The organism is Pseudarthrobacter sp. R1, assembly GCF_024494415.1.
Lineage (GTDB): Bacteria > Actinomycetota > Actinomycetes > Actinomycetales > Micrococcaceae > Arthrobacter.
Genome location: NZ_JAMKFI010000007.1, coordinates 507,070 through 531,899 on the forward strand (window position 1 = coordinate 507,070; position 24,830 = coordinate 531,899).

The following is a 24,830-nucleotide window of genomic DNA, read 5'->3' on the forward strand; positions in this document are numbered from 1 at the left end:
ACAAATTCTTCTGCGGTGAGAGCACCCTGGGAATAAAGGTTTGCTATGAGGGCAAGATCAGCCGCTAGGGTTTCCTTCCCGGTTACCTTACATTGCGCTCTTGATGTGATGCTTTCCTACCCTGGCAGGCCCGGACAGTGGCTTCGCCTTGTTCTTGGCCGCGACGTACATAACGAGCACTATGGCGCCGAGAACTGCTATCGCGATTCCCAGGGGCATGGACAGATAGGAATTTGAAGCGGTTCCTATGACCGCGATTGCTACTCCGGTACCAGCTAATCCGACGCCGGTTACCCAACGTACTGTCTCACGGAGGGGGTGCTTCCCCTTGAACTCAAACAGATACCCGCCAGCCTCGCTCGGAACCGTGTGTTCGTTCATGTGTTGAAGAATAGCCCCGCAACTATTCATTGAAAATCCCAATTTCCGGGAGCTTTCATGACCGAATTTCCCAACAGGGTCTTCCACAGGAGGCTTCGGCCACAGCGAATCTGACGCCTGTCCAAAGTTCCCGAAACGGACCCGGGTCAGTCTTGTTTCAGTTGTTCGGCGAGCATCACCAGGATTCCGCTCGGACCGCGGAGGTACGTGAGTTTATAGACATCGCCGTAGGCTGCCACGCCACGCAGCGGATGACATCCGTGCTTTGCAGCTACTTCAAGTGCCTTGTCGATGTCGTCGACCGAGAAGGCCACACGATGCATGCCGATATCGTTGGGACGGGTTGGCTCCTGCTCGATCGCCTTGGGGTGGATGTATTCGAAAAGCTCAAGTCGACCGTAGCCGTCCGGGGTCTGGAGCATCGCAATGTTGGCGTGGTTGCCATCAAGTCCGACGGCGGTGTCAGTCCACTCCCCGCTGACCGTGTCACGGCCCACGACCGTAAGCCCGAGGTCGGTGAAAAAGGCGATTGCTGCTTCGAGGTCGCGAACAGCGATACCGACATTCTCAAGTTTGATGGCCATGTGTCGAAACCTACCAAGGCCCATCGATTACCTCCAGTGACGAGCGGGATCTGATTAAACAAGCCCCGCGAGCCAGCTTAGAGGCGAGCGAGGCCCGGGGCTTGCCAGTGCCACTGCCCGTCGCGGACTGCCCGCCACCGTATAATCTGAGCATGCTGATTACGCGCCGCAAACGAGGCTCCCACGCCCAGCTGTCCATCCTTGCGCAGTGCGGGAGCGGTCTGTGAGCGGCGGTCTCGTCGCCCTGCTGGACGACGTCGCAGCCCTGGCCCGCATAGCCGCCGCCTCAGTGGACGACGTCGCTGCCGGGGCCGCCAAGGCGGGGGCCAAGGCCGCCGGCGTGGTGATCGACGACGCCGCCGTCACTCCGCAGTACGTCTCCGGGGCGGACCCGTCCCGCGAACTGCCGATGATCAAGAAGATCTTCTGGGGATCGCTCCGGAACAAGCTGTTGATCATCTTGCCGGCACTGTTGCTGGTCAGCGCCTTCGTCCCCTGGGCCATCCCGTTCATCCTCATGCTGGGGGGCACCTACCTTTGCTACGAGGGCGCCGAAAAGGTCTGGCACAAGCTCCGCGGCCACCACACCGCGGAGGAAGATGCGCCGGCGGTTGAACGCGGCCCCGAGGCCGAGGCCAAGGTCATCAAGGGTGCGATCACCACGGACTTCATCCTTTCCTGCGAGATCATGGTCATCGCCATGAACGAGGTGGCCGCAGATTCCTTGCTGTCCCGGGCAATTATCCTGGTGGTCGTGGCCCTGGTGATCACCGTGCTCGTATACGGTGCCGTCGGACTGATCGTCAAGATGGACGACATCGGCCTGCACCTTGCCGCTAAAGATTCAGCGGGCGCCAAGCGCTTCGGCGAACTGCTGGTCAGGGGGATGCCCGCCGTGCTGGCCGCGATCACCTTCATCGGAACCATCGCCATGCTGTGGGTCGGCGGCCATATCATGCTGCAGGGGGCCTACGACCTCGGCTGGCATGGCCCGTATGACCTGGTCCGTGTCCTCGAGCACCCCTTCGCCGGGATCGCAGTGGTTGGCAGCTTCCTGGCCTGGCTCGTTAACACCTTGTGCTCAGCCGTTATCGGGCTCGTGTGGGGCATCGTCGTCATGGCAATCGTGCATCCGCTGCTCAAAGCGCTGCCGTTCGGCAAAAAGAAGGGCAGCCACGAGGAGGGCGACGTCCGCGCTGAACTCGCCGGCTACCGGCCGACGAAACGCAACGCCGATCCCTCCTCCTAGCTCACACGCAATGGGGGAAGCCAAGGGGGCACGACCATCGGTCTACATGGACCGCTCGGGGGCGGAACTGAGACTGGACAGGGCCCCCAAACCCTTCCCAGCTTTGACGAAGCCCCCCCGACCGTGAGTGTGGCCCCTCAGGCGGGGGCTTGTGGACCATCGCCGTCTGTCGCAGAGCCTCGGCCTCGGCCGGCGGGATGCTGTGCTGTGCGAACGTCGGAGTCCCCACCGGCTGCTGCCCGCATTTAGCGCGATGCGCGGAAGGCGTTGGCTGCGGCAACTACTTCCAACAGGAGGATCAGGGCGGCGATCTGCTGCCACTCGCCGTCGAATACGACATTCTCTGCCCTCAATGAACCGCGGACAAGCAAGAGTATGGAGGAGCGGCGCTGTACCGCTGGATAGTTCAGTTGAATGGGCATCGGTGCATTAAGGCGTGATTGTGAGTGCCTTCACCGGTTCTGCACACGAGGCACGCTCGAGGTTCACATGTCCTCCTGCACGGTTGTTTCTGCCGGTGTCGTCGCACCAGTCGATATAGTGCGGCATTGCAGTTACCGTCGCTTGGCCAACCGCTATTTCTGCAGGGACTGTGAACGTGTACGTGAATTCACCGGAATCCGTCATTGGAGCCGTTGCGTTGATGACTTGATTGCCGCGTTCATCGGTGACACTCACTTGAATCCGGGCATTGCCACCGTACCGCGGGTTACAGTCCGTTGCGGGTGCTGCGACTGTCACTTTCTCGCCCGGCCTCGCGCTTGTTGGACTCACCGAATAGGAAGGCGGAAGGCAAGGCGGCCCACCGCCGGTTGCCTCATCAGGGAAGCGTGAGGAGCAGGCGCCTGCAGGGGCTATCAGGGCAGCACCAAACACAATGGCGAAGAACAACTGCCCCGGCTTCACCCCTGGGGGAAGCCTGCCAGGGAGCTTCATGTACACATTGTTGTCCCGCATGCACGGCACAGACCGAAAAGCGGGAAATCCGTCGCCGGATCGTTACGGCTGTGCGAAGGCCAGCCCGAAAGCGTCCCCACGTCGAATACTGTGGGGCGGGTGACGGGCGAGCAAACAACGACAGAATCCGGCTGGGTGACCGTACCAAATGCCAAAATTTATTGGGAAGCAACGGGCGTACCTGCTGGCATTCCAGTCCTTTACCTTCACGGCGGCCCTGGGGGTTCCCTTGGTCGAGGCGGTTACCGTCAACGCCACGACCACAACCGATTCCGCATCATCGGATTGGACCAGCGCGGTTGTGGCAAGAGCAGACCCGCTGCGCAGGACGACCTTGACCACTTGTCCGAGAACACGACCCAAACTCTGATCGAAGACATTGAGGCTGTCAGGGAGCACCTGGGCATAGAGAAGTGGATCCTCACCGGTGTTTCCTGGGGCAGCACGCTTGCCCTCGCCTATGCCTTGGAACATCCGGGTCGGGTGTTGGGTATCGCTTTGGTGGCGGTGACAACAAGCAGCCGGGAAGAGATCCAATGGATTACAGAGGATGTGGGACGGATCTTTCCTGAAGCTTGGGCCGACTTTGCGGAAGCTGCCAAGGCCGTCCCGGGTGAACGAGTGGTCGAGGCATACGCCCGCCGGCTGGCCGGCCAGGATCGCGACGACGCCCGCCTGGCTGCCCTGGCCTGGGACCGTTGGGAGTCCACACACATATCTTTGGACCCCAGCTGGCTTCCCGGCCCCCTCTTTGAAGACGAGCGGGAACGTATTACGTTCGCACTTCTGGTGACCCACTACTGGGCCAGGGACGGGTTTCTCGTCGACGGACGGGAGATTCTCCCGCGGATTCACGAGCTCAACGGCATCGCCGGCTACCTAATTCATGGCAGGCGGGACATCAGCGGCCCCGTCGTCACCGCCTGGCAGGTGCACCGCCGTTGGGAATCAAGCCGCCTCGTCGTCATTGAGGATGAGGGGCATGGCGGCCCTTCGTCCATGGCGGCACTGACGCGGGCAGTCGAAGATATCGCGGCCAAACCGGCAGCAGCCCACGGGGCGCGAAGCCATGATCAGGCCTAGGCTCCCGGCAGCACCAGCAGGTAACCGGCCGGCAGGTCGGTGCTCCAGCGCCGCGGCTCGCGGATCACGAATTGCGTCGCCAGCTGCTCAGGGGTGAGCAGGCTGTTGGGCTCAGGCGACGGGCCCCACTGCCCGCTGCCGTGCGGGTAGAGCGGATCCAGGACGCGGATGCCCGTCACGGAGAACTCCGGGAACTGCTTCGGATCGCCAATGGACTCGAAACCACTCATCACCCACGCGTGGCGACCGCTCCACATGACCAGCCCTACCGGCCGGCCGGTGTCAGCGATGGCGCGGGCCGCCGTCTGCAGCGCGTCCTCATAATCGGGGACGCTGACAACGGAGTACGGTCCCATCCCAACTTCGGTAAGGACCTGCGCCCAGCCCAAGGGATTGGCGCCGTTGAACGAGTTGGACGATCGAGCGCGGGCCATCTCCCAGAGTTCGCCCTGGTGGGTAGGGTCGCCCCACGTGCCGCCGCCGGTGTCGTCCATCAGGTTGTGCGCGATCTGGATGCTTGCGGCTACACACCATTCGAAGGTGTACTGCGGCACGAAGTCCCCCTCCTGATAGAGGTTGAGGGCGAACGGCTGGGGCACAGGGGGTGGCGCCGGGACCGCCGTCGCAGTGGGGGTTGGGGTGGCCGTCACCTGAGGCGGGAGGGCGACATCGACGGCGGCTGAAGGTGCCGAGGACGCCGGGACCGGGCGGTCGGTATCGGCGTCATCGAGGCCGATCGCGGGCACACAACCCGCGAGGAAGGCCGCCAAGGCGAGGAGCCAGGCGAGAAGACGGGTTCGGGCACCGATCATGATTTGTCCAGTTTAGCGCGGCGCGTCAGGGCTGGGCAGGGGAGGGCGATGGTCCTCAGAACGCGTAGCGGATCCGGCAGTATGGCGCGATCTCCTCAATGAGCGCCGTCAGCTGCTGCACATAGCGTCCTTTCGTTCCTGAACGGTAGCGGACGTTGGTGAAGCCGTTGGAGGAAATCTTCGCTTCCTGCAGGTCCGGACGCCACAGCACGTTCTCGGCCTGCGGATGCCACCCCAGGTTGACCTCGTGGAGCCGCTCGTTGTGGGTCAGGAAGATGACTTCCGCCGCGAGCTGCGCTTTTGCGGCATCTGTCAGGGTGGCATCGAGCTGGCGCAGCAGGTCCTCCCAATCACTGAGCCAGGTGTCGGTAATAATGACGGGGGAAAAGTTCACGTGCACCTCGTACCCGGCATCAACGAAGTCGTTGATTGCAGCCATGCGTTCAGCCACCGGTGAGGTCCGGACGTCCACCGACTTCGCCAGGTCAGCGGGCATAAGGGAGAAACGGATCCTCGTATGGCCGCCGTGGTCCCAGCCGAGCATCGCCGGGTTCACGTACTTGGTGGCAAAGGACAGCTTGGCTGTGGGCAGGCCGCTGAAAAGCCTGACGAGATCCTCCACGTTGTCACTGATCAGCGCGTCGACGGAGCAGTCACTGTTTTCACCGATGTCGTAGACCCACAGTTCCGGGTCGCACTGGTTGGGCTCCAGCTTCATGCCCTGCCGTGTGGCGTGCCGTTCAAGTGCCCCCGCAATCTGGTCGATGTTCGCAAACACGGTCACGGGGTTGCTGTAGCCCTTGTGCCGGGGCACGTAGCAGTAGGCGCATGCCATGGCGCAGCCGTTCGCGGTGGAGGGGGCAATGAAATCCGCGGACCGGCCGTTCGGCTTGACGGTCAGCGCCTTCTTGACGCCGAGGACCAGCGCCTCGGTCTTGATGCGGGACCAGCGCGGCACGTTCGTTTCATCGCCGTGCACCTCTGGGATGTTCCAGTGGTTTTCCACCAGCACGACGTCGGCGTCCGGCCAGCGTTCGACGATCTCCTTGCCCCGGGGCAGCTCCAGGGCAGCAGGCTGCGCATAGATGCGCCGGATCTGCAGCAGCCGGTTGAATTCCATGACTCCATTCTCCCAAGGTGCCAAAGATGCCGCGGCTGATTAAGCCCACGGCATCTTGCGCTGGCGGCGAACCGCTACCTCCCTGGGTCTCGGCTTAGCCTTCAGTTCCGCAATGGCGGCCGTCCGCTACTCAGCGGACGGCCGCTTGCGTTGCTGTTTGGTTGTTGACCGCAGCTTCTTGGCGACGAGGCGGCGGCGGTCAGAACCGCGGGTTGGTTTGGTTGCCCGGCGGCCGGGTGCAGCAGGAGCAAGGCCCCCTGCCACAAGGCCTGCGAGCTTGGCCAGGGCGATCTCGCGGTTGCGCAGCTGCGAGCGCCGCTCGGAAGCGGTCACCGTGACTACGCCGCCGATGAGGCGTGGTCCGAGACGCGTCAGCAGGATCAGCCGTTGGTTGTCTGAAAGAGCCGATGATTCCCTGACGTTCCACGAGAGTTCGACGCGGCTGTCCGAGGTGTTGACGTGCTGACCGCCTGGGCCGGACGAGCGCGAAAACCGCCAATCGAGTTCAGACGCGGGAATCGTCAGCCCGGGCAGCACCTCCAGTTCCATGCAACCAGCGTTACATGGATCCGGAACCTCTAAGTGGCGGTCTCGGTGACCGTGCGTGTCGCCAGGACCTGCCCCGTGACCCAGTGCAGGAAGTCAACCGCGATGGTGTACCGCCCCGCAGCCGGCGGGCGCAGCAGGAAGTCAAACTTCTCGGCCGCACCCGACTTGAGGATGCTGGTGACCAGCGACTGGCCAGCCAGCGCGGGCTGAACCGCCGGACCGTCCGGGTTGGGGTGTTCCAGAAGGGGCGGCCATCGTGGGCGATTAGTTCAGCAATCTCAGCCGGATTGCCCGCAGCGTCGAGAAACCGCGTAAGGGTGGGAAAGTAGTCCACATTCACCATCCGGACGAGGGTGGGCGCGACGCCGGCCCTGGGGACGTTCGCACTCATCGCGCTGATCGCCCATATTCTGTCCCCTCTGGGCCGGGTGGGGGACCGTGCCCCCGAGGAGAACAAAGTGTTTGGGGTCGAAGCGGTTGAGGCCCGCGTCGTCCCCGGACAACACGGCCGCGTGGTTCAGCTCGTGCCACCGCGGGTCAATCGAATAGGGCGCAATCAACGTCTCGGTGGCGGTGTCGTACAGCGGGGCGTCCGTCGAGTGGCGGCGGGTTCCTTTCGGCGGGGCTGTGGTGAAGACCCGCGGGCCCATGAACAGGGACGGATTGACGTCCGACAAGGTGGTGCGGCGCTCGCCGAAGCCCCGGTGGTAGACCAGGGAGCCATCCAGCATCGGCACATATCCCTCATTGATATGGAAGTCCAAGATGCTCATGACCGAACCCCATTCGTGGTGAGGGACGGGAGTGCCAGCCGGAAGGTCCGGTCCTGCTGCTCGTCCGAGTACTCCAGCTCCAGTTTTGGCGACTCACGCGGCGCCAGGTAACTGATCAGTAGGTGCTCCGAGGAGTGCGGTGCTATCGGCCCGGGGTTGCGGTCGGAATCCCGCGGTGTGACTGTCACCGCCGATGAACCCAGCTTTAGCCGAAGCTGGCCCGGGCTGAAAAGCACCGGCACCGCCCCGGCATTCTGAAGTTGCACCTCGAGCAGTACGACGTCGGCCCAGGTGAGGTTCAGCGGTTCCGGCCCCGCTGCGTCTCCCAACGTCCCGTCGTCGTGGCCGTGAACGTCAGGGCTGGGCTGTTCCGTAGTGCTGACACGCCGAATCCGCATACCGCCTCCGGTGCCGCCGCCGGCATTCAGTCGCGAGGCAGCGGCCGCCAAGGTCTTAAAAGCTGGTTGTCCCTGGGCATCGAGCCGCGCGAGGCGTCCGGCCCGGACAATTGCCAGGGACCCAAATGCCGTCGCCACGCTCGTGGTTGTGTTCTCCCGGTTTCGCCCGGCAACTCCGTAGGTACCGCCGGCCAGCAGCAGGAAAGCGCCACCACTCAGCACCAATCCGAACTGGCGGCGACTTAGGCTTCGACTAGAGAAATGGCCCGGTTGAGAATTCACGTCGTCTCCCTGTATTTGCGGATTGCGATCATCCTGCTGGCAACCACCTGCAGAAACCTTGGGGGCAGCTAGGAGGGTGCCTCGACGTGGTTCAGCAGGAGATTGCCCCAACGTCGTTGAGGTCACCCGTTTGGGTCCAAAAGCACTGGTGCAACCGGTGCCCTGGCTGCCACGCTGAGTCATGAATACTACTGACCAGCCGTCCCCAGAGCGGGCCGGGCAGCCCCGCCAACTGCACACCGAACGGGTTCGGTCCATCGCCCAGGAAGCTGCTTCCGCCGCGAACATCCCCGGAATTTCCATCGCCGTGGCCACACCGGACGAGGTCCGTTACGCCGGCGCCGTTGGATACGCCGATCTCGCAAGACGGCCGCCACTGGACGCCCGGTGCAGGAATGCGTACAGGACCTGGTGCTCGACCCGCTGGGCATGACCGAAACAGGATACGGCTATAACAGCGCGGCTCCCCGTGCTGTGGGATATGTGCGCATGGCGCCTCTCCTTCGGCCGGGACAGGGCGACATCGAGGAGATGCGGACTATCCACGCCTTCGGCAAGCGATTCGACCACGGCATCGGCTGGTTCCGCAAGCCGGCGGATGCCGCGCACAGCCCTGGATTCGTCGAACACTACGGGACCGGTGGTGGCTTCTGGAACGCCATGCGCATTTACCCTGAGGACCGGCTGGCCCTGGTTGCCATGGCCAAAACAACTGCCGCCTGGGATGTCGACCGCCTCTTCACCCAGCTCAAGGGCCTGCCCTGGGCATGAGCAGTTTCGGTTCGCGCAGCTAAAGACCGCGAGTGGGCACACCGGCCAGGTGACGGTTCCGTGCCTCGATGAGCTTCCGGAGGTAGCGGGCCAGGACCAGTCTTTCGATAACGCGACCTACCAGTCCAAAGGGAGCCTCGAACTCGATCCGGTCCACCATCGTGGTTCCGGCAGGATCTTCCCTGAATTCGTGCACGTGCCGGAACCGCCGAAACGGTCCGCGAACCTGCTCATCCACAAAATAATGGGGTGACTGCAGCTCGGTGATCCGGCTTGTCATCCTTAGCGGAAGGCCGAAATGCCAGGCCCGCCACGTTACCTCGTCGCCCAGCGAGATGAGGCCGGACGTCACACCGGCAATTGCTTCCTCACGGGACTCCGCCATCGATTCCTTATGGGCGTCGACGCTCCGGGCGAGGTCAAACAGCTCCAGCCTGGGCATGCTTGTCCGCGTTGTGCACTCAAAGTAGACGGCCATTGTCAGAGTATTGCAGTTCTTGGTTTCCCTGCCCGACATGGTGCAGGCGTAAACGCGATCGCGCCCGGCAGCTGGAACCGTACAGCCTCCACCCGTCCTGCGGTTCTACTGCGCAGGTGCGGACGGTAGACTTGGATGGGCCGTTCTGTCGGCCATTGCCGCCCACGCCCACCACAGACGCTCTGGGCTGCGGCTTATCCCTCTGTGAAAGGCTTTACCTGCTGTGATTACTGTCCAGGATCTTGAACTGCGTGCCGGCGCCCGGCTCCTGATGGACCAGGTGAGCTTCCGCATCGACAAGGGAGACAAAATCGGCCTGGTGGGCCGCAACGGCGCCGGGAAGACCACGCTGACACGGGTTCTCGCAGGGGAGGGGCTCCCTGCAGCCGGCAAAGTCACCCGCACCGGCGAGATCGGCTACCTGCCCCAGGATCCCCGCACCCCGGACATGGAGCAGCTCGCACGGGACCGGATCCTGTCCGTCCGCGGCCTGGACATCGCCGTCGGCAAGCTCCGCCTGGCCCATGAAGAGATGGCGAGCGAAGACGCAGCTGTCCAGCGCAAGGCCATGAACCGGTATGACCGGCTTGAGTCCGAGTTCCTGGCGGCGGGCGGCTATGTAGCCGAAGCCGAGGCGGCGGCAATCTGCTCCAACCTCGCGCTGCCGGACCGTCTCCTGAACCAGCCGCTCAAGACCCTTTCCGGTGGCCAGCGGCGCCGCGTGGAGCTCGCCCGGATTCTTTACTCGGATGCCGAGACCATGCTCCTCGATGAGCCCACCAACCACCTTGACGCCGATTCCATCGCCTGGCTTCGCGACTTCCTGAAAAACCACCAGGGCGGACTGATCGTGATCAGCCACGACACCGAACTGCTCGAAGCCACCGTCAACAAGGTTTTCCTACTCGATGCCAACCGCGCCCAGATCGACTTCTACAACATGGACTGGAAGCGCTACCTCACCCAGCGCGAAACCGACGAGCGTGCCCGGAAGCGGGAACGTGCCAACGCGGAGAAAAAGGCCCAGGTCCTCTTTGACCAGGCCAACAAGATGCGGGCCAAGGCCACCAAGGCCGTCGCGGCGCAAAACATGGCCAAGCGCGCCGAGCGCCTGCTGAGCGGGCTGGAGGCCGTCCGCGAACAGGACCGCGTGGCAGCCTTGCGCTTCCCCGACCCGTCGCCCTGCGGCAGGACTCCGCTGACAGCCGAAGGCCTTAGCAAGTCTTACGGTTCACTGGAGATCTTCACCGACGTGGACCTTGCCATCGACCGCGGCTCAAAGGTTGTTATCCTCGGCCTCAACGGCGCGGGGAAGACTACTCTCCTGCGCATGTTGGCCGGCGTGGACAAGCCCGACACTGGTGACGTCATCGCCGGGCACGGCCTCAAGGTGGGCTACTACGCCCAGGAACATGAGACTCTCGACGTCGACCGCACCGTCCTGGAAAACATGCGGTCCGCTGCTCCCGACATGAAGGACGCAGAGGTGCGCGGCATCCTGGGCTCCTTCCTGTTCTCCGGGGACGACGTCGACAAGCCCGCCGGCGTCCTCTCCGGCGGCGAGAAGACGCGCCTGGCCCTGGCCACCATCGTGGCCTCCAGCGCCAACGTCTTGCTCCTGGACGAGCCCACCAACAACCTCGACCCCGCCAGCCGCGCCGAGATCCTGGGCGCCCTCAAGAACTACAGCGGCGCCGTCGTCCTGGTGAGCCACGACGAAGGGGCGGTCGAAGCCCTCAACCCCGAGCGCGTCGTCCTGCTGCCCGACGGCGTCGAGGACCACTGGAACGAAGACTACCTGGACCTGATAACCCTGGCGTAAGCCTGCCCTTCCCGGTTGGCTCCGCTACGCGACGCAGGCGATTTCCCGCGTGCTGGCTCCTTCGTCGCCTCTGACGCACGCTACATAAATCACCTACGCCGCTTCGCTCGTGCCTCTGGAGCCTTACGCTTCAACGCACCTTCAGTTCCAGCGCTTCGGTTATTTCTTGAAGTTGCCGGTAGGTTATGCTGAACATTGAGTTGTGGTAGGACCGGATGCGATGCTACCTGCGAGCGCCTGGACCGCCGTCGTCCTTGCATGTTGCGAAGCGAACGGAACTACGCACGCGGAGGCAGCTGACGACGCAGAACCGCGGGGGGTCTTCAGTAGCCCTGGGCGTCCAGGAGGGCGTCTTCCTCTTCTTCCGAGGTCGCGTGCTTGCGTTTGCGTGGTGCGGAAGGACGGCGGGTAGCGGCAGTCGCTGAATGGGCTGGCCGCCCAAACTCCTCGTCGTCGTCTTCGGCGTCGATCGCTGCGTTGCGGGCCTGCTGGCGGGCCGCGTAGCCGAAGCCGACAAACATCAGCACGCCGAATGCGAACCACTGCAACGAGTAAGACAAGTGCGTGCCCTCCTCGGTGGACGGCTTCGGGAACGGCAATGGCATCTCGGCGGCAGGCGGAGTCTCGGAGGCGAGCTGGCCGTACGCCCCGGTGAGCAGTGGATGCTCGAGCTCGGCCGCGTAGGCGGCGAGGTCGATGGAAGCCAGCTGGCCTTCCGGCGCACCACGCTGCAGTTCCGGCTCCGGATGCTTCAAACGCACGACGGCGGTCACCTCACCTGCAGGAGGTTCGGGCACCGAATCAGGGCTGCCCGGATTCTTGTTGCCGATGGGCAGCCATCCGCGGTCAACCACTACGGTTTCGCCGGTGGTGAGGCGGAACGGGACAACCACCTCATAGCCCGGCTGGCCGTTCAGCGGCCGGTTCCGGACGATGCGCTGCTCATCGGCGAGGTACGAGCCTTTCAGCTCCACCTGCGTCCACTCCATGGCAGGGTCCAGCCTGTTGCTGAACTGTTCCTTGGCCTTCGAAAAGGGGATGGGCGTGGCCGAGTAGTTGGTCACCACACGGTTGATCTCCGCCAGGGCCTCCGCGCGCCGGTCCATCTGCCAGCGACCCAGGAAAACGCAGGCGGACGCAAAGATGGCAGCCAGCAGGAGATAACCCAGCCACTTGCTGGAGAAGAGGAAACGGTACATTCAGCTGTCCTGCTCCAGGGCAACGGACACGCGGTAATCCGCCAGCGGCAGAGTTTCCTTCCACAGCCCGCGGGTCTGGAGGTAATCCTCCAGCCAGTCCCGGTGGTCTGCACAAGCCAGCCAGGTCTTGCGGCGCTCGGGGGAGTGGATCTTGGGGTTGTTCCACTGGAGCTGCCAGGATGCCTGGGCCCGGCACGCCTTCCGCGAGCAGATGGCAGCGGCTTCCGCCATGGTGGGATCGGTTCCCGCTGCGAAGTCAAAAATACTCATGATGCCCTTCGCTCCTGCCCGTATGGTGTGTCGTCGTCGTCATCAATCAACTCGCCCTGCAGGACCTCGCTGCCGTGCCCATCATCCGGGGTGGGAGCGGGCGGGCTCTCAATCTCGGCCAGCGGCGCAGAATCCAGCAGCAGGTCGCTGTGGCCCTCGGCCTTGTCGTTGCCATTGGCTATAACAACCGCAATCCAGGGCAGGAACACTGCTCCGGCAACCATAACGATCTTAAGCCAGCCGTCCACCACGAAGATCAGGATCAGGCACACCATGCGGATTCCCATGGCCAGCGCGTATTTGACCATGCGCTGGTGCATGTCCTCGGAATGGGCTCCCGCGGCATCTGTAATGCTGTGGACTTCCGAATCGCCGGAGAACCGCTCGGGTTCTCCAGGCGCGGATTGTCCCGCATGGTTTTCAAGGGTCACGGTGATTGATCACGCTCCAAAGGCTTAGGTCAATTCTCTCATCAACGGCAGTGGCACCCAAACCAGGCCCGGGGCTGACGCTAAGATCGAAGTCAGCCAAATCACCCCTCTTCTAAAGTGGCCTATTGCCGCAGAAATCCGGAGCCTTTTTCATGACTGAAGCAGCCACCGCCCCCCGCAGCGTCCTCATCACGGGCGGCAACCGCGGCATCGGCCTGGCCATCGCCGAAGCGTTCCTGGCCAACGGGGACAAGGTGGCCGTGACCTACCGCAGCGAGTCCAAGCTGCCGGAGGGAATCCTGGGTGTGAAGGCCGACGTCACCGATGAAGCCTCCGTGGATGCAGCCTTCAAGGAAGTGGAAGCAGCCCATGGGCCGGTGGAAGTCCTCGTGGCGAACGCCGGCATCACCAAGGACACCCTGCTGCTGCGCATGAGCGAAGACGACTTCACCTCCGTTATCGACACCAACCTGACTGGTGCGTTCCGGGTCATCAAGCGTGCCTCCAAGGGCATGATCCGCCTGCGCAAGGGCCGCGTGGTCCTGATCTCTTCGGTGTCCGGCCTGTATGGCGCCCCCGGCCAGATCAACTACTCCGCTTCGAAGGCCGGCCTGGTGGGCATCGCCCGTTCCCTGACCCGCGAACTGGGTTCACGCGGCATCACGGCCAATGTAGTGGCCCCCGGCTTCATCAACACGGACATGACCGCTGAACTGCCTGAAGCCACCCAGAAGGACTACCTGTCCAGCATCCCGGCAGGCCGTTTTGCCGAGGCCACAGAGGTTGCCAACGTGGTCCGCTGGATCTCCAGCGATGAAGCCGCCTACATCTCGGGCGCTGTCATTCCCGTGGACGGCGGCCTGGGCATGGGCCACTGACCCGGTAGCGGCAAACAGCATCATCACCCGGCGGCAGCGAACGCCTCCGCCAGCCAATCTGCCACCTCGCCATCGACCTCGTCCACGCCGTTTAGTTCCAGGTGGTGCATCCAGACACCAGGGGACGGATGGATGATCTCCTTGAACCGGCCGGATTCCAGGCGCCGTGGCAGGGCGATGGACAGCACTGCCTGAACGTTGGTCTTCAGGTATCGGCGCGGGTTCCAGACATAGGCGAACCCGCGCCGGTTCCGAAAAGCCACCTGGCTGGTGGTGGTCCGCACCGTGGCCTCATGAGCTATGACGCGTTGGACGGCCGCGCAGATCTGCAGCCCTTCCGGAGAACCCTTGAACACCTGCTCCGGAGTGGACGCGGCACCGGACGCGCCCGCCTGCTTTTCCATAGGGCGAGCCTACGCCGGGTCACTCTGTGGGGAGGCCCGTTGGCCTGTCCCGGCGCCCGGGCGTTCCGCCCAACTAGCCGTCGCCACCTTCTTTGTGGGGGTCGCACAAGCGGATCGGCAGGGGCCGCTGGCATGATGGACTGCAGACCTTCAGCGATTTAGACGTTTCGAACAAAGGGAGCTCGTATGGGACTGCTGGACAACAAGACCGCCATCGTCACCGGATCATCGCGCGGCATTGGGGCTGACGTAGCCAAGATCCTCGCCGGCCAGGGTGCCGCCGTCGTGGTTAATTACCGCCAGAAGGCGCCGCGCGCCAACAAGGTAGTGCAGGGAATTGAAGCCGCCGGTGGGCGTGCCGTGGCCGTGGGCGCGGACCTCACCACCCAGGAAGGCGTCCAGGCCCTGGCCTCCGCCGCCATGGAAAACTTCGGAACGCTGGACATCCTGGTGCTCAACGCCTCCGGCGGCATGGAAACCGGCATGGGCGAGGACTACGCGCTCAAACTGAACCGCGACGCCCAGGTCAACATGCTCAACGCAGCCGTGCCCCTGATGAAGGAAGGCTCGCGCGTGGTGTTCGTTACCAGCCACCAGGCCCACTTCATCAACACCGTGCCCACCATGGAGGCCTACGAGCCAGTGGCCCGCAGCAAGCGTGCCGGGGAAGACGCGCTGCGCGAACTCATCCCCAGCCTCGCCGAAAAGGGCATCACCCTGGTGGTTGTGTCCGGCGACATGATCGAGGGCACCGTCACCGCAACGCTCCTTGACCGCTCCACCCCCGGCGCAATCGAAGCGCGCCGGGCCGAAGCCGGAAAGCTCTACTCCGTGGAAGAGTTCGCGGAGGTGGTGGCCGGCATGGCTACCGCCGACGTCGAGTCCGGCCACACCGAATACGCGGGCGGAGCCGACTACTTCGGCAAGGGTGCCGGCCAGTCAAGCTAGGCCGCAGACGCCGGATAGGCCCACACCGTCAGGGAATCCTGATGGTGTGGGCCTATTGCACTTCAGCGGATTAGACGCCTGCCACGTGGCGCACGGCGTCGAGGTACGGCATGTTGACGGCGGCGTCTGCCACGGCGCGCACGGCAGGCTTAGCGTTGAACGCGACGCCGATCCCGGCGGCGCCGAGCATGTCAAGGTCGTTGGCGCCGTCGCCCACCGCCACGGTGTGTTCCATTGCGATACCCTCGGTGGCCGCCCATTCACGCAGGTACTTTTCCTTTGCCGCCCGGTCCACTACTGCGCCCAGCACCTTGCCGGTCAGGGCACCGTCCACGATCTCCAGCTCATTCGCCTGCCAGTAGTCCAGCCCCAGTTCAGCGGCTATCGGCTCCAGGATCTGGTTGAACCCGCCCGACACCACGGCCACCACATGGCCCGCGGCCTTGAACGCAGCCACGAGTTCGGCGGCCCCCTCGCTGAGTTTCACCTCTTCGCGGACGGAATGCACGACGTCGGCCGGCAGCCCCGCGAGCACCTGCACCCGGGCGTGGAGGCTCTGGGTGAAGTCCAGCTCGCCGCGCATGGCAGCTTCGGTGACAGCAGCCACCTCTTCTCGCTTCCCGGCGTAGGCGGCGAGGAGTTCGATGACCTCCTGCTGGATCAGGGTGGAATCCACGTCCATGATCAGGAGTTTCCGTTCGGCCCGGCGTAGGCCGTTGGGGACCAGCGCGGTGTCCAGTCCGGCGATCGACGCCTCGGCGACGGCGCGACGCAGCCCAGCGATCCCGGCCGCAGTGGCGTCCGGAAGTTGAAGTGCGGCCACGTGCACCTGGTACCGCTCGTCGCCACGGTCCGTTTCGGACAGCAGGGCAGCGCCTTGTCCGGTGAGGACGGACCGCAGCTGCTCCAGCCCGGTTGGGGTTACATTCAGGCCATAGCTGACGGCGGTCACGTTCGAAGTCATGCCTGCAATCTTAGTCAGCCGGGGAGGAGTCCCTTGAATTCATTGCGGCGGCTACCCGCCTGCCTTCCTGGCGACAATCGTGTAGGTACAGGGAACAAGATCACGCTCGGATTCCGGCCACGCGAATCCGTCTGCCACCTCAACCATGCGGGGTGAGAACTTCCACGGAAGAGTTTTATCCTCGCCCAGATGAAGAATCTGCAGACCCGCCGCGATGAGGGAGTTGATGATTTCCGACAAAGGATGTGCCCACTGATACGTCCGGGAGTGGGCCACCTTGCCGTCGCCGGCGTAGGTGGACTCGGCGTCCCATAGCTGCGCCTCGCCATTGCCGAAGTACGGATATCGAAGCTGCAGTCCGTCGGCATGTTCATCAATGGCGTAGAGGGCAGGGTGCCCGTCGCGGATGTAGAACGTTCCTCCGGGCCGCAGAAGCGCTGCTGCCTGCCCGGCCCAGCGGCTAAGGTCCGGCAGCCAGTTGATGGTTCCTATGCTGGTGTACACGAGGTCGAAATCACCATCGACGGCGTCACGGGCCTCAAGGACATCGGACTCGACCCACGTGGCGTCAAGGCCCAGGCGTTGTGCCAGGCCGGCGGCGGATGCCAGAGCACCTGGTGAGAAGTCCACACCGGTGACCCGGGCACCGGCCCGGGCCAGGGAAAGTGTGTCGGTGCCTATGTGGCACTGAAGATGACACACATCGAGGCCGGAGACAGTGCCGCCAGGGAGGAATGGCGCGAGTGCGGCCAGGTCCGTCCGGACCACGCCGGTGAGATGGTTCGGGTCGTCCAACTCGGTGATCGCGTATGCCTTCTCGTGCAGGGGAACCCGGTCTTCCCAATTGGCACGGTTGCTCGCACGCGCGGCATCCCAATCGATTCCAATCCGGCTGTTACTCACGTGGCGAGTATATGCAGAGGCAAGCGGGACCACCTGCTACCTCCCCAATGACAGACTGTCCCGATGGAGTGGAAGCGCGCGAAGGACTGGCTGATCGGTGCAACTGGAATGCTCCTCGTCCTGGGGGTCGCGGCTGCGGTCCTTTGGTTTGTAGTGAGCGAACCGGCCGCCGGGGAGGCAGGGCCTGTGCCGTCGCCGACAGCGGGCACCGGACGTATGCCGGGCGCAGAGCCTCCTGCCGGCCTGCGCGAGGACGAGGTGTGGCTGGCGGACCTTTCGCTGGATGCCGGGACAGTGGTGTCCGCGGGCTCAACGCTCCGGGACGTCCGGGTTGTGGGGCAGGACGTGACCACGGGACCGGAGGGGCCAGTCGCTTCCCGGCTCGTTGTAGACGCGACCGTGCCCTTCGAGGTTGTCGCCGGGGAGCTTGGCAACGGCACCGAGGTCCGCGCCGCTGACGGCGGCCAGGCCACGGTGCTTCGCACGGTCGAGGCCTTGGGCCGTAAACTGCGCGTGATAGCCACCGGCACGGTGGAGGTTGAGGCCGGCAGGCTCGTCGTCGAGCCACGCTCGATCGACTTCGGCGGGCCGGCTTTCCTCTCCGACGCCACCGCCGCCGTCGTGCGGGGGCTCGTAACCATAGAGCATGACATTGAGGGCCTGCCCGAAGGCCTCGTGCTCCAGGACGTCGCCGTTCAGGGGGACGGTTTCCGGGCCAACCTCCGGGGCGAAGACGTCCGGCTCGTCCGGTAACTTCACGCCTCCTGTCCGGCCGGGACACCGGTTATCAGTCAGCCTCTTTTTTGTCCTAGTGTCTACTCCTATGAGTGATGTTCTGGAATTGGCTTCCGTTAGCGTTGTCCGAGGTAAAAAGACCCTGCTGGACAAGATTGACTGGGAAGTTAACGAAGGCGAACGCTGGGTAATCCTCGGCCCCAACGGCGCCGGCAAAACCACTCTCCTCCAGATCGCAGCCGCCCGGATGCACCCGAGCAGCGGCAAAGCCGGAATCCTGGACGAAATCCTGGGCCGGGTGGACGTTTTTGAACTCCGCCCCCGCATTGGCCTTTCCTCTGCCGCCCTTGCCACCCAGATCCCTGAACACGAGAACGTCCTCAATGTTGTGGTCACCGCCGCTTACGGCGTCACCGGCCGCTGGCGGGAAGGATATGAGCGCGACGACGAGCGGCGGGCCTTCCGCCTGCTCAACGACTGGGGGATGGGCCCGCTCCTGAACAGGACCTTTGCCACACTGTCCGAGGGAGAGCGCAAGCGCGTCCAGATCGCCCGTGCACTGATGACTGATCCCGAGCTGCTGCTGCTCGATGAACCTGCCGCGGGCCTGGACCTCGGCGGCCGCGAGGAACTCGTCCACAAGCTTGGGGAACTCGCCCGTGACGAGGCAGCACCGGCGATGGTCCTGGTCACCCACCACCTTGAGGAAGTCCCGCCGGGCTTCACCCACGCCATGCTGATGCGTGACGGCGGAGTGGTTGCCGCTGGCCCCATCACGGACGTGCTGACGGCCGAACACCTCAGCACCACCTTCGGGCTGGACCTGGATGTGACCGTCAACGGCGGCCGGTACACCGCCGTCGCACGCCGCTAGGGCGGCACCGCAGCACCTTGGATCTTCTCAGCAGCATCTTTGTGTCCATCGCCGGCCTCTGGGCCGGCACCATCAACGCTGTGGTGGGCTCCGGAACACTGGTGACGTTCCCCGTCCTGATCGCCTTGGGCGTCACACCCGTTGTGGCCTCCATGAGCAACGCCATGGGCCTTGTTTTTGGCACCGCCGCCGGTGCCTTCGGTTACCGCCGGGAACTGAAAGGCCGCGGCCGCCAGCTGCTGCGGCTCCTTCCGGCGTCCCTCCTGGGCGGCATTTCCGGCGCCTGGCTGCTGCTGCACCTCCCCGAACAGGTCTTCCACTACGTCGCCCCGGTCCTCCTGGTCCTGGCCCTCCTGATGGTGGTGTTCCAGCCCCGGATGCAGGTCTGGGTCCGCAACCGCGAGGAGAATCCGGAGCACGCCGTACGGGACAAGCGCCACAGCGTTCTCCTGGTGGTCCTCGTCTACCTTGCCGGTGTTTACGGCGGCTACTTCGTGGCTGCCCAGGGAATCCTGCTCGTTGGTATCCTGGGCGTGTTCCTCACCGGCACCATCCAGAACGCCAACGCCATGAAGAACATCCTGGTGCTCGGCGTGAACCTGGTGGCAGCAATCTCCTACCTGCTGTTCGCGTTCGACCGGATCAACTGGCTGGTGGTGCTGCTGATCGCCATCAGCTCAAGCATCGGCGGCCTGCTGGGCGCCAAGGTGGGCCGCCGGCTTTCCCCGGCAGTGCTCCGCGGTGTGATCTTCGTCCTTGGCCTGGTGGCCCTCGGATTCATGATCGCGAATCTGCTGAAATAATCACCCGGTGACAATCCACTATCTCGAGTCCGCCGCGGACCCCCGCGTGACCGACTACACCCAGCTCACGGACGTGCACCTTCGCAAGCTTCGCGAACCGGCTGAGGGCATGTACATCGCTGAATCGTCCCGCGTGCTGCGACGTGCCCTCGCCGCAGGGCACCAGCCCCGGTCCTTCTTCCTCGCGGAAAAGTGGCTGGACGACCTCCAGGACATCCTCGGCGCCTACCCTCAGGTTCCCGCCTTCATCGGCAGTGCCGCCCTGCTGGAGGAGATCACCGGGTTCCACCTCCACCGCGGTGCCATGGCTGCCATGCAGCGCCCGGCGCCTGTCCCGTTGCCGGAACTGCTGGCCGGAGCACGGCGGGTGGCCGTCCTGGAGGACATCGTGGACCACACCAACGTGGGTGCCATTTTCCGCTCGGCCGCCGCCCTGGACATTGACGCTGTCCTTGTTTCGCCGCGCTGCGGCGACCCCCTCTACCGGCGAAGCGTCCGCGTGAGCATGGGCACTGTGTTCCAGGTGCCGTGGGCCCGCCTCACCAGCTGGCCGGAGGATCTCCACGTGCTCAAGGACCAGGGGTTCACCGTGGCCGCCCTGGAGCTGACGGAGGATGCGCAGGACGTGGACGCCGTCGCTGCGCAGAATCCGGAGCGGCTCGCCCTGGTACTGGGCACCGAGGGTGCCGGCATGAGCGCGGAGACGCTCGCCGCCGTCGACCTCGCCGTGAAGATCCCCATGCGCAACGGCGTGGATTCGCTGAACGTTGCAGCGGCATCGGCCGTTGCCTTCTGGGAGCTGCGCCCCCGGGATTAGGGGCCGGCAGGCGGTTCGCGGGCATCCCGGTTATCCGCTATTATTGATAGCTGGCTGCCCTGCGTCTTACGGCGCGGAATGCGGCCATCCCATTCATACCTGGCAGCTGGCAAAATCCAGTTGTGCGAACAAAGGTCCCATTATGAAGTCTGATACCCACCCGAAGTACGAAGCTGTTGTTTTCAACGACCTGGCTTCCGGCGTCAAGTTCCTGACCAAGTCCACCGTTTCTTCCTCGAAGACCATCGAGTGGGAAGACGGCAACACCTACCCGGTCATCGACGTCGAAATCTCCTCTGAGTCCCACCCGTTCTACACGGGCAAGCAGCGCATCATGGACTCCGCAGGCCGCGTCGAGCGCTTCAACGCTCGCTTCAAGGGCTTCGGCGGCAAGAAGTAATTCACTTCCCTCCAAGCTTCAAAGGGAAAGCCCGCACCGGCGACGGTGCGGGCTTTTCGCGTTAACGGCCGGCATCGTTTCAGGGGCCGGGCCGTTCTGGGGCAGGATGGAAGCATGACTGCCACGCCCGCTCCAGCTGCTGATTCCACGTCCCGCCGGCACGGTGAGTACAAAGTCCCCGGCGGCAAGCTCGTCGTGGTCGACCTCAACGTTGTGGATGGCCGGCTGGCCGACGTATCCGTCAGCGGGGACTTCTTCCTGGAACCCGACGAAGCGCTCCTGGACATCAACCGCGGGTTGACGGGGTTGCCGGACACGACGACGGCGGCCGAGCTTGCCGCCGCCGTCACGGCTTCGCTGCCGGAGGGCGCCGCCCTGTTCGGCTTCTCGGCCGACGCCGTGGCGATCGCTGTCCGCCGTGCCCTCGCCAAAGCCACCTCCTGGGCGGACCACCAGTGGAACCTCATCCCGCCCACTGTTCTGCCCACCGAAATCAATGTCGCGCTCGATGAGGTCCTCACCGAGGAGGTGGGCGACGGCCGCCGCAGCCCCACGCTCCGGTTCTGGGACTGGCAGGAGCCCTCAACGGTGATCGGCAGCTTCCAGTCGTACCGCAACGAGGTGGATCCCGACGGCGTGGCGAAGCACGGCATCAACGTTGTCCGCCGCATCAGCGGCGGGGGAGCGATGTTCATGGAGGCGGGCAACTGCATCACGTACTCGCTGTACCTGCCCCAGACGCTGGTGGACGGCCTTAGCTTCGCCGACTCGTACCCTTTCCTGGATGCCTGGGTCATGGCCGCGCTGGAGAAACTGGGCATCACCGCGTTCTATGTGCCGCTGAACGACATCGCCACGGACCAGGGCAAGATCGGCGGCGCGGCACAGAAGCGCCTGGCTAACGGCGGCATGCTGCACCACGTCACCATGAGCTACGACATCGACGCCGACAAGATGGTGGAAGTGCTCCGCATCGGCAAGGAAAAGCTCTCGGACAAGGGCACCCGCAGCGCCAAAAAACGGGTGGACCCGCTCCGCCGCCAGACCGGCCTGGCCAGAGCTGAGATCATCGCGGCCATGATGGAAGTCTTCACGGAGCGCTACGGCGCCACGCCCTCGGAACTGACCGAGGCGGAACTGGCCACGGCGCGGGAGCGGGTAGACACGAAGTTCGGCACCGACGACTGGCTCCACCGGGTTCCCTGAGCTTTTTACTGGACCTGTAACTGCAGCTGACCGCCGGGTTCGGTGCGCAGGGACTGCCCCTGCGCACCGAGCCGGAGCCTCACTGCGCAGGAACGCTCGACGACGGGGCCTTGACGACGGCGGCCTGTGCCGTCAGCGCCCGCAGCAGATGGCTGCGCTGCTCCACGATGATGCGGCGCAGTGCCCGGGGCGCCTCTGCGTTGTCTGCCAGCCACTGGTCAGTGCGCCGAATGACGGGATGCTCCGTTGGTTCCGCCCCGTCGGCCAGGTCCTGGGCCAGGGGGTACAGGCCACGGACAATCCTGCTCGCAATCTCGATGCTCCGCCCGTCCCAGACTGCGCGCAGGCACTCAAAGTACGGCTCCACGTAAGGTTCCAGCAGCTTCGCCGGGGAGGTCATGAACCCGGTGATGGTGGCGGTGAGCAGCTCGTTGGAGAGTTCAGTTCCTTGAACAGCCTTGTTCCACGCTTCTGCCTTGACGGCCGGGTCCGGCCGGGCAGCGAGGGCGGTGGCGTGGCCGGCGCGCCCTGAGGCCGTGGTGTCGCGGGCCAGCTCGGCGTCCAGCTCCGCCGCCGTCGCCTGGCCGTTCGCCGCCAGGGCGTGCCAGAGGTGCCACCGCAGCTCGGCATCCACTGCCAGGCCGGTCACCGGCGACGTACCGTCCAGCAGGCCCTTCAGGCGGGGCAGCATGGCGTCATCGTTCCTGCTGACGGTGGCGAGGGTCCTTGCCCAGGCCAACTGCTGGTCCGAGCCGGGCTGGGCGCGGTCCAGTTCTGCGGCAGCCGCTGCCAGGAACGAAGCCCGGACGGCTTCGCGGCCGGCTGCCGGTGTGTAACGTTCGACGGCGGTGCTTGCGTTGTCGAGGATGTTCAACAGGACGCCGATGCCCGGCTCAGCCGGCCCGAAGGCAGCCACAGCTTCGACGTACCGCGCGGCAGGACTTTCGCCGTCGCGGGCGGAGTTCCAGAGCGCCGTCCAGCACAGGGCACGGGCCATCGGGTCCACGATCCGGTCCAGTGCGGCCAGGGCCGTCGCCTCGGAGGCGGGGTCCAGCCGGACTTTGGCATACGTCAGGTCGTCGTCATTCACGAGCAGGAGCGCGGGCCGTGGCATAACGGAGGGCTGGGGGAGCCCGGTCCGTGCCCCCGCCACATCGGTTTCGATACTTCCGGTGCGCACCAGGGCGCCGTCGGCGTCGAAATCGTAGGAGCCCACGCGCAGGCGGTGCGGGCGCAATTCCTCGCGTCCGGTGACGGGATCGGTTGCCTCCTGGACGATCGCCACGCTGCCGAGCACGCCGTCGTCCGTCGAGTCTGCGGTGATGTCGAGGGACAGCCTGGAGATACCGGAGGTCTGCAGCCACTGCTGCGCCCAGCCGGCAAGGTCCCGCCCGGAAGAGGCACTGAGGGCTGCGAGCAGGTCAGCCAGGGAGGTGTTTCCGTACGCGTGCTTGCGGAAGTACTCGCGGGAGCCGGCGATGAACGCCTCGAACCCCACATAGGCCACGAGCTGCTTCAGCACCGATGCACCCTTGGCGTAGGTGATGCCGTCGAAGTTCTGCTTGGCGGCCTCCAGGTCCGGGATGTCCGCCACAATCGGGTGCGTGGTGGGCAACTGGTCCTGGATGTAAGCCCAGGCCTTGCGCTTGTTGGCGAAGTTCACCCAGGCGGTGTCCCAGTCCGTGGCCCGGTCCACGCCCAGGGTGCCCATATAGTCCGCGAACGATTCCTTGAGCCACAGGTCATCCCACCACTGCATGGTCACAAGGTCCCCGAACCACATGTGCGCCATCTCGTGCATCAGGGTGTTAGCTCTGGCCTGGTACTGGGCGTTGGTGGCCCGGGACGTGAAGACGTAGCTTTCCGTGAACGTCACCAGGCCGGGATTCTCCATGGCGCCGAGGTTGTATTCGGGCACAAAGGCCTGGTCGTACTTGCCCCAGGGGTAGGGGTAGTCGAAGAGCCGGTTGAAGAAGTCCAGGCCGTTCTTCGTGAGCCGGAACAGCTCGTCGGTGTCGAAGGAATCCGCCATCGAAGCCCGGCAGTACAGGGCGAGCGGCACGTCCAGGGACGTGCCGTCGTCGAGCGTTGCCTGCCAGCGGTCCTCCGCCTTGAAGTAGGGCCCCGCCAGCACCGTGGTGATGTAGGTGGACATGGGCTCGGTGGTGGCAAAGTCCCAGCACGCCGTGGACGGGTCGCCGGCAACGAGGGTCCGGCCCGCCTCCGCGCCGTTGGAGGCGACGTGCCAGCCGGCGGGAGCCGTCACGTGAAAGGTATAGGTGGCCTTAAGGTCGGGCTGTTCGAAGTTGGCAAAGACCCGGCGGGCGTCGGCGGGCTCGTACTGGGTGTAGAGGTAGCACTGGCCGTCGGCGGGATCCACGAACCGGTGCATGCCCTCGCCGGAGCGGCTGTAGAGGGCGGTTCCGGAGACGGTCACCTCGTTCCGGGCATGCAGGTTGTCCAGCCTGATCCTGGCACCGTACACCGCGTCCTCCACCCGGAGTTCCCGCCCGTTCAGGGACACGCTGTGGACCTCGCCGATGAAGTCCAGGAAAGTCGAGCTGCCGGGCTGTGCCGCCGAGAAGGTGATGACGCTGCGGCTCGGGTAGCCTGCCACGTCCGGGTCGCCGGCCCGGCGCACGTCCAGCGAAACGTCGTAGCTGGTGGTGCTGATCAGGGCTGAACGTTCGGCGGCTTCGTCACGCTGCAGATTCTCATTTGACACCCAGTTATCTAATC

Annotated in this window: 29 protein-coding genes; 13 read left to right on the forward strand and 16 right to left on the reverse strand. The window is 64.6% G+C overall.

All coding sequences use genetic code 11. The features are described from left to right. Window positions 1–87 precede the first annotated feature (87 nt). Window positions 88–381 carry a hypothetical protein gene (locus tag M8J71_RS10155; RefSeq protein ID WP_256247779.1) on the reverse strand — a complete coding sequence of 98 codons (294 nt, stop codon included), beginning with the start codon at window positions 379–381 and terminating at the stop codon, window positions 88–90. A 146-nt stretch (window positions 382–527) separates the two neighbouring features. Next, window positions 528–965: a VOC family protein gene (locus M8J71_RS10160; RefSeq protein WP_256247780.1), complete on the reverse strand. Its 438-nt coding sequence runs from the start codon at window positions 963–965 to the stop codon at window positions 528–530. Between the two features lie 223 nt (window positions 966–1,188). Between M8J71_RS10160 and M8J71_RS10165 the strand changes: the two genes are divergently transcribed. Further along, on the forward strand, window positions 1,189–2,214 hold the full coding sequence (locus tag M8J71_RS10165) for a DUF808 domain-containing protein (protein ID WP_256247781.1): 1,026 nt from the start codon (window positions 1,189–1,191) through the stop codon (window positions 2,212–2,214). 245 nt (window positions 2,215–2,459) lie between these two features. Here the strand turns inward: M8J71_RS10165 and M8J71_RS10170 are convergent, their stop codons facing one another. Then, entirely contained in the window at window positions 2,460–2,636 is a 177-nt protein-coding gene (locus M8J71_RS10170) for a hypothetical protein (RefSeq protein ID WP_256247782.1), read from the reverse strand. Window positions 2,637–3,306: 670 nt separating this feature from the next. Between M8J71_RS10170 and M8J71_RS10175 the strand changes: the two genes are divergently transcribed. Beyond that, window positions 3,307–4,254 carry an alpha/beta fold hydrolase gene (locus M8J71_RS10175; RefSeq protein ID WP_256247783.1) on the forward strand — a complete coding sequence of 316 codons (948 nt, stop codon included), beginning with the start codon at window positions 3,307–3,309 and terminating at the stop codon, window positions 4,252–4,254. Here the strand turns inward: M8J71_RS10175 and M8J71_RS10180 are convergent. The 5 genes from M8J71_RS10180 to M8J71_RS10200 all read right to left on the reverse strand — a co-directional run bounded on the left by M8J71_RS10180 (window position 4,251) and on the right by M8J71_RS10200 (window position 8,044). Next, on the reverse strand, window positions 4,251–5,066 hold the full coding sequence (locus tag M8J71_RS10180; RefSeq protein ID WP_256247784.1) for a hypothetical protein: 816 nt from the start codon (window positions 5,064–5,066) through the stop codon (window positions 4,251–4,253). The two genes, M8J71_RS10175 and M8J71_RS10180, sit on opposite strands and share 4 nt — an antisense overlap. 55 nt (window positions 5,067–5,121) lie before the next feature. Continuing rightward, window positions 5,122–6,186: a spore photoproduct lyase family protein gene (locus M8J71_RS10185; RefSeq protein WP_256247785.1), complete on the reverse strand. Its 1,065-nt coding sequence runs from the start codon at window positions 6,184–6,186 to the stop codon at window positions 5,122–5,124. Between the two features lie 126 nt (window positions 6,187–6,312). Beyond that, window positions 6,313–6,735 carry an alternative ribosome rescue aminoacyl-tRNA hydrolase ArfB gene (arfB, locus tag M8J71_RS10190; RefSeq protein WP_256247786.1) on the reverse strand — a complete coding sequence of 141 codons (423 nt, stop codon included), beginning with the start codon at window positions 6,733–6,735 and terminating at the stop codon, window positions 6,313–6,315. A gap of 278 nt (window positions 6,736–7,013) precedes the next feature. Then, window positions 7,014–7,508, reverse strand: a complete 495-nt coding sequence (locus M8J71_RS10195) for a hypothetical protein (RefSeq protein ID WP_256247787.1) — start codon at window positions 7,506–7,508, stop codon at window positions 7,014–7,016. After that, on the reverse strand, window positions 7,505–8,044 hold the full coding sequence (locus M8J71_RS10200) for a hypothetical protein (protein ID WP_256247788.1): 540 nt from the start codon (window positions 8,042–8,044) through the stop codon (window positions 7,505–7,507). The genes M8J71_RS10195 and M8J71_RS10200 overlap by 4 nt, the downstream gene beginning before the upstream one ends. A gap of 325 nt (window positions 8,045–8,369) precedes the next feature. Between M8J71_RS10200 and M8J71_RS10205 the strand changes: the two genes are divergently transcribed. Then, window positions 8,370–8,621, forward strand: a complete 252-nt coding sequence (locus M8J71_RS10205) for a beta-lactamase family protein (protein ID WP_256247789.1) — start codon at window positions 8,370–8,372, stop codon at window positions 8,619–8,621. Next, window positions 8,618–8,959, forward strand: coding sequence for a hypothetical protein (locus M8J71_RS10210; protein ID WP_256247790.1), 342 nt, complete (start codon window positions 8,618–8,620; stop codon window positions 8,957–8,959). The genes M8J71_RS10205 and M8J71_RS10210 overlap by 4 nt, the downstream gene beginning before the upstream one ends. Window positions 8,960–8,978: 19 nt before the next feature. On the opposite strand, the gene M8J71_RS10215 is transcribed toward M8J71_RS10210, so the two are convergent. Continuing rightward, complete coding sequence (locus M8J71_RS10215) at window positions 8,979–9,437, reverse strand: SRPBCC family protein (protein ID WP_256247791.1); 459 nt, start codon at window positions 9,435–9,437, stop codon at window positions 8,979–8,981. Window positions 9,438–9,660: 223 nt separating this feature from the next. On the opposite strand from M8J71_RS10215, the gene M8J71_RS10220 reads away from it, so the two are divergent. Beyond that, on the forward strand, window positions 9,661–11,259 hold the full coding sequence (locus M8J71_RS10220; RefSeq protein WP_256247792.1) for an ABC-F family ATP-binding cassette domain-containing protein: 1,599 nt from the start codon (window positions 9,661–9,663) through the stop codon (window positions 11,257–11,259). 323 nt (window positions 11,260–11,582) lie between these two features. On the opposite strand, the gene M8J71_RS10225 is transcribed toward M8J71_RS10220, so the two are convergent. From M8J71_RS10225 to M8J71_RS10235, 3 genes are read right to left on the reverse strand one after another with little or no spacing between them, the layout of a single operon-like run. Beyond that, window positions 11,583–12,458, reverse strand: a complete 876-nt coding sequence (locus M8J71_RS10225; RefSeq protein ID WP_256247794.1) for an SURF1 family cytochrome oxidase biogenesis protein — start codon at window positions 12,456–12,458, stop codon at window positions 11,583–11,585. After that, window positions 12,459–12,728 (reverse strand): hypothetical protein, encoded by a 270-nt coding sequence (locus M8J71_RS10230; protein ID WP_256247795.1) that lies wholly within the window; start codon window positions 12,726–12,728, stop codon window positions 12,459–12,461. After that, entirely contained in the window at window positions 12,725–13,159 is a 435-nt protein-coding gene (locus M8J71_RS10235) for a DUF3099 domain-containing protein (RefSeq protein ID WP_256247796.1), read from the reverse strand. The genes M8J71_RS10230 and M8J71_RS10235 overlap by 4 nt, the downstream gene beginning before the upstream one ends. Window positions 13,160–13,311: 152 nt before the next feature. Between M8J71_RS10235 and M8J71_RS10240 the strand changes: the two genes are divergently transcribed. Further along, the gene (locus M8J71_RS10240; RefSeq protein ID WP_256247797.1) at window positions 13,312–14,037 is read left to right on the forward strand and encodes a beta-ketoacyl-ACP reductase; all 726 of its coding nucleotides are present in this window, start codon (window positions 13,312–13,314) and stop codon (window positions 14,035–14,037) included. Window positions 14,038–14,060: 23 nt separating this feature from the next. On the opposite strand, the gene M8J71_RS10245 is transcribed toward M8J71_RS10240, so the two are convergent. Beyond that, window positions 14,061–14,441 carry a DUF5655 domain-containing protein gene (locus tag M8J71_RS10245; protein WP_256247798.1) on the reverse strand — a complete coding sequence of 127 codons (381 nt, stop codon included), beginning with the start codon at window positions 14,439–14,441 and terminating at the stop codon, window positions 14,061–14,063. Between the two features lie 186 nt (window positions 14,442–14,627). Here M8J71_RS10245 and M8J71_RS10250 point away from each other — a divergent pair, with 186 nt between their 5' ends. Further along, window positions 14,628–15,389, forward strand: coding sequence for an SDR family oxidoreductase (locus M8J71_RS10250; protein ID WP_256247800.1), 762 nt, complete (start codon window positions 14,628–14,630; stop codon window positions 15,387–15,389). Between the two features lie 70 nt (window positions 15,390–15,459). Here the strand turns inward: M8J71_RS10250 and serB are convergent, their stop codons facing one another. After that, entirely contained in the window at window positions 15,460–16,353 is an 894-nt protein-coding gene (serB, locus tag M8J71_RS10255) for a phosphoserine phosphatase SerB (RefSeq protein ID WP_256247801.1), read from the reverse strand. A 51-nt stretch (window positions 16,354–16,404) separates the two neighbouring features. Continuing rightward, on the reverse strand, window positions 16,405–17,256 hold the full coding sequence (locus tag M8J71_RS10260; protein WP_256247803.1) for a class I SAM-dependent methyltransferase: 852 nt from the start codon (window positions 17,254–17,256) through the stop codon (window positions 16,405–16,407). Between the two features lie 63 nt (window positions 17,257–17,319). Here M8J71_RS10260 and M8J71_RS10265 point away from each other — a divergent pair, with 63 nt between their 5' ends. From M8J71_RS10265 to M8J71_RS10290, 6 genes are all read left to right on the forward strand, one after another. Beyond that, window positions 17,320–18,009, forward strand: a complete 690-nt coding sequence (locus M8J71_RS10265; protein WP_256247804.1) for an LmeA family phospholipid-binding protein — start codon at window positions 17,320–17,322, stop codon at window positions 18,007–18,009. Window positions 18,010–18,079: 70 nt separating this feature from the next. Continuing rightward, entirely contained in the window at window positions 18,080–18,865 is a 786-nt protein-coding gene (locus M8J71_RS10270; RefSeq protein ID WP_163163657.1) for an ABC transporter ATP-binding protein, read from the forward strand. Between the two features lie 17 nt (window positions 18,866–18,882). After that, entirely contained in the window at window positions 18,883–19,668 is a 786-nt protein-coding gene (locus M8J71_RS10275; protein ID WP_256247805.1) for a sulfite exporter TauE/SafE family protein, read from the forward strand. Window positions 19,669–19,675: 7 nt separating this feature from the next. Beyond that, entirely contained in the window at window positions 19,676–20,485 is an 810-nt protein-coding gene (locus M8J71_RS10280) for a TrmH family RNA methyltransferase (RefSeq protein WP_256247806.1), read from the forward strand. A 142-nt stretch (window positions 20,486–20,627) separates the two neighbouring features. Further along, window positions 20,628–20,885 (forward strand): type B 50S ribosomal protein L31, encoded by a 258-nt coding sequence (locus tag M8J71_RS10285; protein WP_090956047.1) that lies wholly within the window; start codon window positions 20,628–20,630, stop codon window positions 20,883–20,885. A gap of 114 nt (window positions 20,886–20,999) precedes the next feature. After that, on the forward strand, window positions 21,000–22,091 hold the full coding sequence (locus M8J71_RS10290) for a lipoate--protein ligase family protein (RefSeq protein ID WP_256247807.1): 1,092 nt from the start codon (window positions 21,000–21,002) through the stop codon (window positions 22,089–22,091). Window positions 22,092–22,170: 79 nt separating this feature from the next. Here M8J71_RS10290 and pepN read toward each other — a convergent pair whose 3' ends face one another. Then, window positions 22,171–24,816, reverse strand: a complete 2,646-nt coding sequence (pepN, locus tag M8J71_RS10295) for an aminopeptidase N (protein ID WP_256247808.1) — start codon at window positions 24,814–24,816, stop codon at window positions 22,171–22,173. Between the last annotated feature and the right edge of the window lie 14 nt (window positions 24,817–24,830).